General features: G+C 62.6%; 9 protein-coding genes and 1 tRNA gene. 7 read left to right on the top strand and 3 right to left on the bottom strand.

Features of this window, described 5'->3' with window-relative positions; genetic code table 11:
- Positions 1–64: 64 nt before the first annotated feature.
- From GWK36_RS11200 to GWK36_RS11190, 3 genes are all read right to left on the bottom strand, one after another.
- Positions 65–141, bottom strand: a tRNA-Pro gene (locus tag GWK36_RS11200).
- Between the two features lie 7 nt (positions 142–148).
- Positions 149–1,117, bottom strand: coding sequence for a polyprenyl synthetase family protein (locus GWK36_RS11195; RefSeq protein WP_166271205.1), 969 nt, complete (start codon positions 1,115–1,117; stop codon positions 149–151).
- A 144-nt stretch (positions 1,118–1,261) separates the two neighbouring features.
- Positions 1,262–1,558: a hypothetical protein gene (locus GWK36_RS11190; RefSeq protein WP_166271204.1), complete on the bottom strand. Its 297-nt coding sequence runs from the start codon at positions 1,556–1,558 to the stop codon at positions 1,262–1,264.
- 171 nt (positions 1,559–1,729) lie between these two features.
- On the opposite strand from GWK36_RS11190, the gene hisF reads away from it, so the two are divergent.
- The 7 genes from hisF (at position 1,730) to GWK36_RS11155 (ending at position 13,845) form a co-directional block, all read left to right on the top strand.
- Positions 1,730–3,358 carry an imidazole glycerol phosphate synthase subunit HisF gene (gene hisF, locus GWK36_RS11185; RefSeq protein WP_166271203.1) on the top strand — a complete coding sequence of 543 codons (1,629 nt, stop codon included), beginning with the start codon at positions 1,730–1,732 and terminating at the stop codon, positions 3,356–3,358.
- A gap of 191 nt (positions 3,359–3,549) precedes the next feature.
- On the top strand, positions 3,550–4,401 hold the full coding sequence (locus GWK36_RS11180; RefSeq protein WP_166271202.1) for a COG3904 family protein: 852 nt from the start codon (positions 3,550–3,552) through the stop codon (positions 4,399–4,401).
- A gap of 233 nt (positions 4,402–4,634) precedes the next feature.
- The gene (locus GWK36_RS11175; protein ID WP_166271201.1) at positions 4,635–5,510 is read left to right on the top strand and encodes an RnfABCDGE type electron transport complex subunit B; all 876 of its coding nucleotides are present in this window, start codon (positions 4,635–4,637) and stop codon (positions 5,508–5,510) included.
- Between the two features lie 43 nt (positions 5,511–5,553).
- Positions 5,554–10,512, top strand: coding sequence for a 2-oxoacid:acceptor oxidoreductase family protein (locus GWK36_RS11170; RefSeq protein ID WP_166271200.1), 4,959 nt, complete (start codon positions 5,554–5,556; stop codon positions 10,510–10,512).
- A 24-nt stretch (positions 10,513–10,536) separates the two neighbouring features.
- Positions 10,537–12,048 (top strand): electron transport complex subunit RsxC, encoded by a 1,512-nt coding sequence (gene rsxC / locus GWK36_RS11165; RefSeq protein ID WP_246237545.1) that lies wholly within the window; start codon positions 10,537–10,539, stop codon positions 12,046–12,048.
- A 13-nt stretch (positions 12,049–12,061) separates the two neighbouring features.
- Positions 12,062–13,111, top strand: coding sequence for an RnfABCDGE type electron transport complex subunit D (locus GWK36_RS11160; RefSeq protein ID WP_166271199.1), 1,050 nt, complete (start codon positions 12,062–12,064; stop codon positions 13,109–13,111).
- The gene (locus GWK36_RS11155; RefSeq protein WP_246237544.1) at positions 13,108–13,845 is read left to right on the top strand and encodes an RnfABCDGE type electron transport complex subunit G; all 738 of its coding nucleotides are present in this window, start codon (positions 13,108–13,110) and stop codon (positions 13,843–13,845) included. Before GWK36_RS11160 ends, GWK36_RS11155 begins: the two co-directional genes overlap by 4 nt.
- Positions 13,846–13,869 lie beyond the last annotated feature (24 nt).

Raw genomic sequence — 13,869 nt, 5'->3', positions numbered from 1 at the left:
AGAAGAGACCGGAGATCTGAGTCGGTCCCGAGGTCAAGTGGCCGGTGGGGAGGTATGATGGAATTGGTCGGGGTGACAGGATTTGAACCTGCGACATCTGCCTCCCGAAGACAGCGCTCTACCAGGCTGAGCTACACCCCGGATGGATTCAATAGGTCCGCGCAACTGCGAAATCGGCAAGCAGAGCAAGGGACTCTGTCGCCGGTGAAGCGGGCAGGGCCTGAAGCGATTCCTTGGCGCGGCGCGCATAGGATTGCGCGATCTGGATAGTGTAATCGATAGCATCCGTGGCTGCAATGGCCGTAACGACCTCCTGGATGCGCTCACGTCCCCCTTCCAGGATGGCCTCGCGCAACAGTGCGCGCTGCTCAGGGCTGCCGACCTGCATGGCGCGGATGATCGGTAGGGTCGGCTTGCCTTCCTCGAGGTCATCGCCCACGTTCTTGCCGAGCTCGGCATTGTCAAGCCGGTAATCGAGTGCATCATCCACCAACTGGAAGGCAATGCCGAGAGACAGACCGTAGCAACGCGCTGCCTCCTCGACCTTAGGGGGTGAATCGGCAAGTACAGCCCCTAGACGCACCCCCGCCTCGAAGAGGGTCGCGGTTTTGCGGGTGACGACCTCCATGTAACGCGTCTCGTCTGTATCTGGATCGCGCTCATTGAGCAACTGCAACACCTCACCCTCAGCGATGCGGTTGGTGGCATGGGAGAGAATATCCATCACCCGCATGCTCCCCACCTCGACCATCATCTCGAAGGCGCGCGAATACAAAAAATCACCCACCAGGACGCTCGCATCATTGCCCCAAACGACATTCGCCGTTTCGCGATTGCGTCTGAGCTCTGAGGCATCGACCACATCATCGTGCAACAGGGTGGCGGTATGGATGAATTCGATCACCGCTGCTAGATCGATATGGCGATCCCCCGTATAGCCGCAGGCGCGGGCCGAAAGCAGCACCGAGAGCGGGCGCAGACGCTTGCCACCGCTGTTGACGATATAGTGACCGATCTGATTGATCAGCATGACGTCAGACTGAAGCCGACGTAGGATCAAGGCATCGACGGCCTTGGAGTCATCGGCGACGGGTTGGCGAATCTTGGAAAGATCCATGCGGGTCTTCTGTATCTGGGTCTCGTGCACGGTGGCGGGGATGCTAGAGATGGGCTGGGACGGCGTCAAGCGACCGGCCAATAGCCGCTTTTAAGATTAAGCGATTTGGCATCTCGGGTCGAGCACAGAGCCATCGCATGAAATTCATGCAGGGGTCAGTCCGAGGAGCTCGGCGCGATCATCGTCCGAGGTGGAAGCAATAAAACGACGGACCTTGATCCCGCCCTTGCGCAAGGATGGCCTGCGCCAGGCCTTGGGCAGCGGAAGGAGGTGCGAGAGATAGCAGCGCCGCTTGCCGCTGATCTTGCCATTGATGCAGCGTTTGGACGCGATCCCGGCGAAGGATCTCAGGTCCGGTCGCTGCTCGGGATGGGACAGACAGTCCAGTTGAGCGAAGGCAGAGCAAGGCTGGGTGTCTAGTTGGCCAGGATCCTTCTGCACAGCCTCTTGCGCACCCCTTGCTCGTGAATGACCATTTCTCGGTCTGCAACAGTCACATTCATGCGATTGCCCTGGGCGACTCGGTGAATGCGTCCCTCGAATCTCCACCCTCGGCTACAATAGGCGTTCATTCGCCCCCTGGGTCCCCTGCTTGCCGAAATCCTGATCGTTATGATTGCACTCCTCGACTATGGCGCGGGCAATGTCCGCAGTCTGCGCAATGCCGTGCATGCCCTGGGCTTTGCCCTCACCGAGATCGAGCGCCCCGAGGACATCCTGTGCGCCGAGCGCCTGATCCTGCCCGGGGTCGGCTCCTTTGGCGCGGCGATGCGAAGGCTTGAAGAACTCGGTTATCTCAAACCGCTCAAGGACTATCTCAGTGCCGGTCGCCCTTTTCTTGGGATCTGTCTGGGTCTGCAGATCCTCTTTGCGGGCAGCGAGGAGTCGCCTGGGGTCCCTGGACTTGGGATCATCCCCGGCCAGATCCGCCGTTTTCCGGGGGAGGGGCTGTCGGTACCGCACATGGGCTGGAATGCGGTGCGCCTACAAAAGCACTCTCCCTTGTTTACAGGCTATGCCGGCGAGCCGTTTTATTTCGTGCACTCCTATCGGGCCCTGCCGGGCCCGGAGAATGCCGACTGGCAGCTTGCGTTCACCGACTATGGCAGGCCGTTCTTGAGCGCGGTGCAGCGCGGTGCAGTCTGCGCCGTCCAGTTCCACCCCGAAAAGAGCGGTCAGGCAGGGCTTGCCCTGTTGCGCAACTTTTTGGCCGGCACATCCGCGTCCGCGCCTGCCATCCCCTTGGGCGATCCGACCCCGACCCGTCTGACCAAACGCATCGTCGCCTGTCTCGATGTGCGCACCAACGACCAGGGCGATCTCGTCGTCACCAAGGGCGACCAATACGACGTGCGTGAAAAGACCGAGGGGCGGGCGGTGCGCAACCTGGGTAAGCCCGTCGAGCTTGCCGAGCGCTATTATCAAGAAGGCGCCGACGAGATCGCCTTTCTCAATATCACTGCCTTTCGCGCCTCCCCCCTGGCCGACCAGCCGATGCTCGAGGTTTTGAGGCGCACCTCGGAGCGGGTCTTTGTCCCCCTCACTATCGGCGGCGGCATCCGCGCCTATACCGATGGCGAGGGGCGCTCCTACTCAGCGCTCGCTGTCGCCCATGCCTATTTTCGTGCGGGGGCCGACAAGGTCTCGATCGGCTCGGATGCGGTCCTCGCGGTCGAGGACTATCTGGCGCGCGGTCGGGTCAAAGATGGCAGCAGCGCGATCGAACAGATCGCTGCAGTCTATGGTAACCAGGCAGTGGTGATCTCCATCGACCCGCGCCGGGTCTATGTCAACTCACCGCAGGATACCCCCCATACGGTTATAGAGACGCGGTTCCCTGGGCCCAAGGGCGAACGCTATTGCTGGTTCCAATGCACCATCAAGGGCGGGCGCGAGGGGCGGGATCTGGACGTCGTCGAGTTGGCGCGTACCTGTGAGGCACTGGGGGCGGGCGAGATCCTGCTCAATTCGATCGATCGTGACGGCACGGGCGCGGGCTTTGACCTGGAGCTGATCCGCCTGGTCAGGGAGTCGGTCAGCATCCCCGTCATCGCCTCGAGCGGGGCTGGCTGTGTCGAGCATTTCGCCGAGGTCTTTTGCGAGACCGGGGTCGAAGCGGCCCTGGCCGCCGGGATCTTCCACCGGCGCGAGGTCCCGATCGAGGCCGTCAAGTCTCATCTCATCACCCAGGGGATCGAGATCCGCAACGGTGAAGGCGCATCCACCCCCAGGCATGACTGATCCCGATGCGCCAGGTGTTTCGTGCCTTCCGTTGGCACGCCCGCAAGCGCCCGGTCCAGACCAGGAGGTAGGCTGATGCATCACCCGCCTGGGGTTTGTCTCTGCGCTTCATCCCCGGCTCACTATAGCCTGGGGTGCGGATGGCGGTGAGCGGGCCCGTGCCTCATACCCAAGCGGTCAACGCGAGGAGAGTGGCTCGGCTGATCGCCTGGGGTCTCATCTGTTGCTGTCTGCCTCTGGCTCTGTCGGGCTGTTTGGGCACCATCCGTTCTTCTGGGACGCATCTTGACCCCGAGACCCTGATCCTCAACTCCGCATCCTGTCATCTTTTACGCGTTGGTCAGACCAATGACGTCGCCTCTACGGATGCGACTGTCATCCTCGTCGCCGACACATATCAGATCCCGATTCAGATCATCATCGAACGCGCTAATCGCCTAATCAAGGACTATGAGCGCAATCCGGCTGAACTCGTAAGCCAGGCGATCCGTGCCTGCGAGCTCTTAGGTGAACTGACTGGCACGACCCCGGCATTGGTGCGCTTTGAGCTGGATGGCCAATTGCGTTCCGCTTGGCTACGGGTCGATGGGGCCGAGATCACCCCTGGCTTTGCCCAGCAGACCATCGCCGAGCTGCGCGAACGCCGGGCGATCGGCTTGATCATCAACAGCCCAGGCGGTTTGGTCGATGAGGCACGCAAGCTTGGGCGCTATCTGCGAGCCAACGGCCTGCGTACCGCCGTTGATGATTATTGTGTCTCGGCCTGTATCGATGTCCTCGCCGGCGGAGTCGAACGCTATGCCACCCCCAACGCCAGGCTCGGTGTCCACCAAAGCCGCGTCCCCCGCCGCTATAGCAGCCACGAGGGCGGGCAGCTCTATGTCGCCGATGCCTTTTTGTATCTGCGCGAGATGGGCGTTGCTGCCGATGTCGCCATCGCCGCTGCTGCCGTTCCCAATAACCGCGTCCTGCTGATCCCGCTTACCGATGCGCTGGCTGCCGGTTTGATCACCAGCCTGGTCGAGCGTTTCCCCACACTCTAGCGCATACCCCTACCGCCTTTACGGCCCGTCCGCCGTATCGAGACGTCCTTAATACTGACGATTTACATAATTTGTCATATCAATAGATAACGATCTCGTAAACTTCATCTGCATGCGGGCCCATCCGCCATGCAGGCGCGCCTTGGCGGCGCGGCCTTTCCGTTCCCTAAGATCCGAGATCCTGAGCCACTGGCCCAGCCGCCAGACTATCCTGGGACCGAATATCTGTCGCGATGAACATCATCCTCACCGCTGCTGGGTTTATGACTGCTCTAGGCATGCTGCTCGCCCTGCTCTTGGCCATTGCCAACAGGCGGTTTTATGTCTTTGAAGACCCGCGGATCGATCAGGTCGAGGATCTCCTGCCCAAGGCCAACTGCGGGGCCTGCGGCGAGCCTGGCTGCCGGCCCTTTGCCGAAAAGCTGGTCAAGGGCGAGGCCGAACCGGCGCGCTGTACGGTAAATGCCAAGACCATGAACCAGCGCATCGCTGAGCTGCTGGGCGTTGAACTACAGGCCCGCGAACGCTGGGTGGCGCGCCTGGCCTGCGCCGGCGGGGGCAATGTGGCCGCAGTGCGCGCCTACTATCACGGCATCCCTTCTTGTCGCGCTGCGGCCTTGGTCTCGGGCGGCGGGCGAAGCTGCGCCTGGGGATGCCTCGGCTTCGGCGATTGTGTGACCGTCTGTCGCTTCGGGGCGCTGTCGCTCAACCGCCAGGGGCTGCCGGTGGTCAACGAGGAGCGCTGCACCGCCTGCGGCGACTGCGTGACCCTTTGTCCCAAAGGGCTCTTTAGTCTGCATCCGGCCAGCCACCGGCTGTGGGTCGCCTGCATGAGCCTTGATCCAGGCGAACAGGCAGAGGAACACTGCGAGGTCGCCTGTACCGGCTGCGGGCGCTGTGCCCAGGATTCGCCCGAGGGTCTGATCCAGATCCGAAACAACCTGGCGGTCATCGACTACGACAAGAATGTACTCGCCTCTAAGGTGGCGATCGAACGCTGCCCAACCGGCGCGATCGTCTGGTTCGAGCCTGACGGTAGAGCCGTCAAGGGGCGAGAGGCACGTAAGGTAATCCGCAAGGGCGCCAAGGCTGCATTGCCGGCGATATAGGTTGGGCAACATAGACAACTTCTTTCAGCAATCGAGCAGGCCCATGTTCGGAAAGAAAGACGAAAAGACACCGAAATACCCTGGTATCCGCATGGCGACGGATGGCAATACCGCGGTGGTCCTCTGCGAACGCGAGGCCTCCGATGCCGCCGGCGCCTATCCGATCACGCCATCCACACCGATGGGCGAAGGCTGGGCCGAGGAGGTGGCCAATGGGCATCTCAACATCTCGGGCCGGCCCCTGATCTTCATCGAACCCGAGTCCGAACATGCTGCAGCGGGGGTAACGGCGGGCATGGCGATGGCGGGCCTGCGGGCGAGCAATTTCTCCTCGGCCCAGGGCGTGGCCTTTATGCATGAGTCGCTCTATGCCGCAGTTGGTAAGCGGCTCCCCTATGTGCTCAACATCGGGGCGCGCGCCATCACCAAAGCCAGCCTCAACGTCCATTGCGCGCACGACGACTATCACTGCATCGACGATACCGGCTTCATCCAAGTCTTCGCCCGCAATGCCCAGGAAGTGGCGGATCTCAATCTCATCGCCCGTAAACTCGCCGAGCTCAGCCTTACCCCGGCGGCAGTGGCGCAGGATGGATTCCTGACCACCCATTTGATCGAGCCGCTCCAGGTCCCTGAACGAGCGCTGATCGAGGCCTTTTGCGGGCGCCCAGACGACATTATCGAATGCCCGACCCCGGCGCAGCGCCTGCTCTTTGGCCCTACACGCCGGCGGGTGCCGGCGATCTGGGATGTCGATGAACCGGTCAGCTCGGGCACGGTGCAGAATCAAGATGCCTATATGCAATCAGTCGCGGCCCAGCGGCCCTATTTCTTCGACCATATCCCTGAGCTTGCCGATCGGGTAATGGCCGAATACGCCGAGCTGACAGGCCGGCACTACGCTCGGGTCTCGGGCTATCGCTGGGAGGACGCCGAGTACCTGATCCTCGGCCAAGGCAGCATGACCGTCCAGGCCGAGGCGGTGGCCGATGATCTGCGCGAGCGCCGTAAGCTCAAGGTCGGGGTGATCAATCTCACCATGTTCCGTCCCTTTCCCGGTGATTGCTTGGCCCGCATGCTCCAGGGCAAAAAGGGGGTGGCGGTGCTCGAGCGCGTCGATCAGCCGCTGGCTGAGGACCTGCCGATCCTGTGCGAGCTGCGCGCGGCGCTTTGCAAGTGTCTGGAAAACGGCATGGCAGGCAAACATGAGCCCCTGCCTTACCCCGAATACCCTGTCTATAAACCCGGTGAGATGCCGAGGCTCTATTCCGGCTGCTGTGGCCTGGGATCGCGCGATCTCCAACCCGAGGGCCTGATCGCCGCGGTCGAGAACATGCTGCCCAGCGGGGCGCAGCGGCGGTTCTTTTATCTCTCGATCGACTTCGTCCGCCCGCCGACCGACCCCAAGGATGAGATCCGCATCCAGGCGCTCAAGGAGGCCTATCCCGAGATCGAGCGGTTGGCGCTGCGTGGGAGCGAAAACCCCAACCTCTTGCCTAAAGGGGCGATCACGGTGCGCATGCATTCGGTCGGCGGTTGGGGAGCGGTGACCACTGGCAAGAACCTGGCGCTGACCCTCTATGAGCTCCTCGGCTGGAACATCCGCGCCAACCCCAAATACGGTTCGGAGAAGAAGGGCCAGCCGACGACCTATTTCTTGTCGGCAGCGCCTGAGCCGATCCGCCTGAATTGCGAATATACCCATGTCGATGTGGTCTTAAGCCCCGACCCCAATGTCTTTACCCACTCCAATCCCTTGACCGGTCTAAAGCCCGGGGGCTGTTTCATCATCCAGTCGACGCTGGACGGCCCAGAGAAGGTTTGGATGAGCTTCCCGCCTGCAGCACGCCGCTTCATCGTCGAGCAGGGGATCCGGGTCTATTACCTGGATGGCTTTAAGATCGCGCGCGAGGAGGCGACCAACCCCGAGCTGCAATTCAGGATGCAGGGGGCGGCCTTCCAGGGGGCCTTCTTTGCCGCCTCCAACGTCATGGAGCGTCTGGGGCTGACCGAGATGGATCTCTTTGCCGCCATCGAGGAACAATTGCGCGCCAAGTTTGGGGCCAAGGGCGAGCGGGTGGTCCAGGACAACCTGCGCGTGGTGCGTCGCGGCTTCGATGAGCTCGTCGAGATCACCGATAAGCCATTGACCGATGTCGGGCACCTGATGCGTACCCTAAAACTTCCGCTCATGGTCAAGACCCTGCCTGAGGGCGGCGGGCGAATCGGCGATGCCCATCGCTTCTGGGAGCAGACGGGGATCCTCTATGCCAGTGGTCGCGGCAACGACAACCTGGCCGATCCCCACATGGCCCTGTCGCTGGTCCCAGCGGCTACTGGGGTCTATCGCGACATGACCCAGATCCGCTTCGAGTATCCGCGCTTTATCCCCGAGCGCTGCACTGCCTGCGGGAGCTGTTTTGCAGTCTGTCCGGATAGTGCCATCCCAGGTCTGGTCAACCGGATCGGGGATGTCTTGGCGACCGCCATCCAGCGGGTCGAGCGCGGCATACCGACCCAGTATCTGCGGCGCGAGTCGCACGCCATCGAAAAACGCCTGCGTGCCCTGATCGAATCTCATGGCGAAGGGGCCGATGTACGTGCGCTGCTCGATCAGGCAGCCTTGGAGACCCTGGCAGCATTCGCGGGTGATGCCGAAGAGAAGGCGCAGGCCGAGCGCGAATTTACCCTGATGCTCGAGGCGCTCAGCGATTATCCATTCGCCATCACCCGCCCCTATTGGACCAACCGCGAAAAACAGCAACCCGGCAGCGGTGGGCTGTTCAGCGTCACGGTCAATCCTTACACCTGCAAGGGGTGCATGGAGTGCGTCGAGGTCTGCAAGGACGGCGCCCTGGCCGCCGAGCCCCAGACCGAAGAGGCCGTTCAACACCTGCGCGCCCGCTGGGAGGTCTGGCTGGATCTACCCAATACCGCCCCTGAGTTCTTCCGCATCGAGTCGCTCGATGACAAGATCGGGGCGCTCGAGACCCTGCTCCTCGATAAGAGCAACTATCTCTCGATCATTGCCGGCGATGGCTCCTGCATGGGCTGCGGCGAGAAGACTGCGGCGCATCTCTTTACCGCCACCGTCACTGCCCTCATGCAGCCACGGGTGAAGAGACATGTCGCTGAGCTCGAAGACCTCATCGCCCGTCTTGAGACCCATGTCCGGCTGAAACTCGCCTCGGCGATGGATCTCACCAACCCGACCGCTATCCAGCGGGTGCTCGATGCCCATCAGGAGACCGATCTGACCCTCGCCGAGCTCTCGTCCGAGCTGGTCAGTCGGGCCGCCGATCCGGTCGATCCGGACTGGCTGAAATGGGTCACGGGTCTCTTGGCCAAGCTGCGTCAGCTGCGCGACCAATACATCGCCCCGCAGCCGCGCGCATACATGGGCTTTGTCAATGCTACGGGTTGCAGCTCCGTTTGGGGCGGGACCTTTCCTTACAACCCCTATCCCTTCCCTTGGTCGAACAATCTCTTCCAGGATTCGCCCTCGGTAGCCCTGGGGTTGTTCGAAGGGCACATGCGCAAGATGGCCGAGGGGTTCAAGGCGATCCGTCAGGCGCGGCTGGAGCTCGAGGGCCGATTCAAGCCCGCCGATCCGGCCTGTAGGCTCGATCACTTCACCTGGCGTGACTTCAGCGAGGAGGAATGGCGCCTATGTCCGCCGGTGGTAGCGGCGGGTGGAGATGGGGCCATGTATGACATCGGCTTCCAGAACCTCTCGCGCGCCTTGATGTCAGGGCTGCCGATCAAGGTCCTGGTGCTCGACACCCAGAGCTACTCCAATACCGGCGGTCAGTCGTGCACCTCTGGCTTCCTGGGGCAGGTCGCCGACATGGCCCCCTATGGCCAGACCTGGAAGGGCAAGAACGAGATCCGCAAGGAGATGGGTCTGATCGGCATGGCGCATCGCTCAGCCTTCGTACTCTCGAGCGCCACCTCGCATCTGACCCACCTGTTGGAAGGCTTTATCGACGGCCTCAACTCCAGGCGCCCGGCCTTGTTCAACATCTATAGCCCCTGTCAGCCCGAGCATGGGATCGGGGATGAGATGTCTCACCGCCAGGCACGGATGGCCGTCGAATCTCGCGCCTATCCGCTATTCCGCTTTGATCCGGATGCGGGGACGACCTTCGAGGAATGCTGTTCGCTCGAAGGCAATCCGGCCTTGGATACCGACTGGATCACCTGGACGCTCCAATATGTTGATGCGCAAGGCAAGCCGGCGAGTCTGGAGGTCCCCTTCACCTTCGCCGACTTTGCGATGACCGAGGGGCGCTTCCGCAAACACTTCCGCAAGATCCCCGAGGACGCCTGGAACGATACCCTGGTGCCGCTCCATGAGTTCATCGACCTCCCCACGGAGGCGCGCGAGGGCCTGCATCCCTATCTCTGGGGCGTCGACCACAATAACCGCCTGATGCGGGTGATGGTCTCACCTGAACTCGTGGAAAGCTGCGAGGAACGCCGAAATTTCTGGCGGCAGTTGCGGGATCTGTGCGGTCTGCTCAACCGTCTCGATGTCGAGGCGGTGCGCAACCAGGCCAAGGTCGAGATCGCCCAGCGTCTGACTCAGACCCTACTGGCCCTGGCAGGGGAGGGGAGCGCTGGCATCATGTGGAGCGCCTCTCCTGCCGCCGAGACGGCGGCGCTCCCCGCAACCAGTCGTAGCAACGGCTCGGGCGGCAATGGCGCCCATGCACCGGGCCAGGGAGATGCCGCTCTCTCCTTCGCTGTCGACTGGGAGCCTGTTTGGGTAGATTCGCCCGCCTGTACTGGTTGTAACGAGTGCATCCAGATCAATCCTAAGATCTTTCGCTATAACGCCAACAAAAGGGTCGAGATCGCCGACCCCAAGGGCGGTTCCTACAAGGACATCGTCAAGGCCGCCGAAAAATGCCCCGCGGGCTGTATCCATCCGGGCCTGCCCTGGAACCCCCGCGAGCCTGGGATCGAGCAATGGGTCAAGCGCGCGACCAAATACCAGTAAACAGACAGTGGCGAGGAATCGAGGATGAAGGCAAACCAGATCAGCGCACCTTGGGGGCTGATGAGCGGCTCTACCGCCCGGCCTCAGGGCGATCGACAGGGCATGCGCCCGAAGGATGCGCCTCAGACGCCATCTCACGAGGGTCTGTTCGCCCACCTGGATCTGGCCTTCAAGCGCTGGCTCGGTTGGCACAAGACCTTTGCCCACGGGGTCTATCCGGTAGAGCATAAGGAGCTCACCGCCGGCAAGCCGATCCGCCGCCTGCCATTTGCCGATGAGCTGATCATCCCCTTGCAGCAACATAAGGGGGCGCCAGCGGTTCCGATCGTCAAGGTCGGGCAAGAGGTGATGCGCGGTGAGCCAATCGCGCGGGCCAATGAGGTGATGTCGGTGCCCCTCCACGCCCCGGCGACCGGCGTCATCCGCGCCATCGGTCTGGCCCCGACCGCTGATGGGCCCAAGGCCCCGGCGATCTTCTTGAAGGTCTATCAGGCTGCCAGCCAGGACGCCCTGCTTGGCAAGAGGTGTGACCCTGAACAGCTCAGCCCAGAGGAGATCATCCAGGCGGTCCAGGAGGCGGGGCTCGTTGGCCTGGGTGGAGCGGCTTTCCCCAGCTATGTCAAGCTGAGGCCGCAGGCAGGGCGCAGCATCCATACCCTTTTGGTCAATGGCTGCGAGTGCGAGCCTTATCTGACTTGCGATCACCGCATCATGTTGGAGCAGGCCGAGTCGTTGATCCGCGGCATCCGGATCGCGCTCAAGGCCGCAGGTGCTCGGCGCGCCATCATCGGGGTCGAGGACAACAAGCTCGATGCGATCGCCCATCTGCGCGCCCATCTCCGGCAGACGGACCCAGACGGGCCGATCAGCGTCGCGGCAGTCCAAGCCAAATACCCGCAAGGGGCCGAAAAGATGCTGATCAAGGCCCTGCTCGATCAGGAGGTCCCGATCGGGGGGATTCCGGCGGATCTCGGGGTGGCGGTCTTCAATGTCGGCACCCTGGCACAGATGGGCGAGCTCCTGCCCAAGGGTCAGGGGCTGATCGAGCGGGTGATCACGGTCAGCGGCCCAGCGGTCAAGCACCCCGGCAATTTCTTGGTCCCCATCGGGACGCCAGTGCGGTTCTTGCTTGAACGGATCGGCATCACGGGCGATCTGGGGGAGGTGATCCTCGGCGGGCCGATGATGGGGATGGCGGTCGCCTCGCTCGATGTGCCGATCACCAAGGGGGTCTCGGGGGTCGTTGCCCTCCATCCCGAAGACCCGGCGCTGGCAGCGCGCCCGGTCTATCCCTGTATCCATTGCGGTGAATGCGTTCGCGCCTGTCCGGTGTCGCTCAACCCCTCGCTGTTGGGCGAGTTGGCCATGGCGCGTCAATATCAGGCGATGGCTGAACAGTATCTGGAGCAATGCTTTGAATGCGGCTGCTGTGCCTTTGTCTGTCCGGCCAATATCCCCTTGACCCAATATTTCCGCATCGCCAAGTCGATCAACCGCGATGCCGAACGCCGGCGCGCTGGCAAAGGGTCTCATTGAGGCAAGGTGCGACATGGCGAATCGAGGCATCGCGATCCGTACCTCCCCGCATCTCAACCGGGTACTGACCGTCGAGCAGATCATGCGCGGCGTGATCCTGGCCCTGCTGCCGATCGCCGGTTGGTCGGTCTGGCAGTTTGGCCTGAGCGCCCTATTGCTGCTTGTCACCACCACCGCCGTATCGGTCCTGACAGAATGGGCGCTGGCGCGTGCCGCAGGCAAGGGCAACAGCCTGCGCGATGGGTCTGTGATCATCACCGGGATCTTGCTCGCCTTGACCCTGCCCCCCGGTTTTCCGCTGTGGATGGCGGCGGTGGCGGCATTCATTGGCGTGGCGCTTGGCAAGTGGCTGTTTGGCGGGTTGGGCTATAACGTCATGAACCCCGCCCTGATCGGGCGCGCCTTCGTTCAGGCAGCCTTCCCCACGGCCATCACCACCTGGACCCCACCCTTCGCCCCTGGGCGGTTTGTCGAGCCTATCCCCTCAACCCTGACCCCGCCCTTCATGCAACCCATCCCTGTCGATCAGTGGGTGGCGGGTCTTGGATTCGATGGCTGGAGCGGCGCGACCCCATTGGCATTGCAACGATTCCAGCATGTGGAGACCCCCGTCTGGGACCTCTTTGCGGGCACGGTCACCGGCTCAGCGGGCGAGACCTCAGCCCTCTTGATCCTGCTCTGCGGGCTGTGGCTGGCTTGGCAGCGGATGCTCGATTGGCGCATCCCGGTCAGCGTCATGGCGGGGGCAATCCTGAGCGCGCTGCCTTTTTGGCTGATCGATCCGACCCTCTATCCTAGCCCCTGGTTCGTCCTCTGTGCGGGCGGGCTGATGCTGGGGGCCTGGTTCATGGCCAGCGATATGGTGGCCTCGCCAGTGACGACCTGGGGGGTGGTGATCTATGGGCTATTGATCGGGATCCTCACAGTGATCATCCGGCTGTTTGGGGGACTCGTCGAGGGGGTGATGTATGCCATCCTGCTCGCCAATGCCCTAGGCCCCTTGATCTCGGATTGGACCCAACCACGGGTGTATGGAGCAAAACAATCGAGGCAAGGCCGATGAGCGCAATTTCGACTGAAGGCCACCCGGATGGCGCTGCCCCCCAGGATACCCTCTTCCTGCGCATGCTGCTGGCGCTCGGCGGGGTGGCGCTTTTGGCAGGACTCGCGGTGGCCCTGGTTGATCAATTCACCGCTCCGCTCATCGCCGAACAACAGCGCTTGCGCACCGAACGGGCGGTCTTCGAGGTCTTGCCTGGGGCTACAGGCTTTCGCACCCTGCGTCTGACCAGCAACGGTCTCGAGGAGGCACCTTCGGGTCCAGGCGCTGACTCTCTCTATGCCGCCTATGACGCTGCCGGAGAACTGGTGGGGGTGGCGATCATCGGTTCAGGTCCAGGCTATGCTGGGCCGGTGCAGGCGATGTTTGCCTATCGCCCCGCCTGCCGGTGCATTACGGCCAGTCGGATCTTGCGTTCCAATGAGACCCCGGGGTTTGGCGACAAGCTCGGCTTCGACCCTGAGTTTCTGGAGAATTTCAAATCGCTCGATGCACGTCTGAACGCCGAGGGCACGGCGCTCGCCCATCCGATCGTCGCCGTGCGGCACGGTACCAAGACCGAACCCTGGCAGATCGACGCCATCGCGGGGGCGACCATCTCCTCGCGCGCCCTGGCCCGCGCCGCGGATAGCGCGGCCAACCGCGCCGTACCTGCAATCGAACGTCATCTCGACCGCCTGACCCTAGATGCATCTCTAGTAGGGGCGAGGAACGGTCAGCCGGGGACTGGTTTCTAGTTGGGTACACAGCCCTAACCTGTA

The sequence above is a fragment of the Caldichromatium japonicum genome (assembly GCF_011290485.1).
Lineage (GTDB): Bacteria > Pseudomonadota > Gammaproteobacteria > Chromatiales > Chromatiaceae > Thermochromatium > Thermochromatium japonicum.
Note: the sequence above shows the minus strand (reverse complement) of the source record. Positions and strands in the feature narration are given on the sequence as shown.

Coding starts and splice junctions, on each gene's coding strand:
- rsxC (WP_246237545.1), top strand. CDS start 10,537: ATGAAGGCAAACCAGATCAGCGCACCTTGGGGGCTGATGAGCGGCTCT.
- GWK36_RS11155 (WP_246237544.1), top strand. CDS start 13,108: ATGAGCGCAATTTCGACTGAAGGCCACCCGGATGGCGCTGCCCCCCAG.
- GWK36_RS11170 (WP_166271200.1), top strand. CDS start 5,554: ATGTTCGGAAAGAAAGACGAAAAGACACCGAAATACCCTGGTATCCGC.
- GWK36_RS11160 (WP_166271199.1), top strand. CDS start 12,062: ATGGCGAATCGAGGCATCGCGATCCGTACCTCCCCGCATCTCAACCGG.
- GWK36_RS11195 (WP_166271205.1), bottom strand. CDS start 1,117: ATGGATCTTTCCAAGATTCGCCAACCCGTCGCCGATGACTCCAAGGCC.
- GWK36_RS11175 (WP_166271201.1), top strand. CDS start 4,635: ATGAACATCATCCTCACCGCTGCTGGGTTTATGACTGCTCTAGGCATG.
- hisF (WP_166271203.1), top strand. CDS start 1,730: ATGATTGCACTCCTCGACTATGGCGCGGGCAATGTCCGCAGTCTGCGC.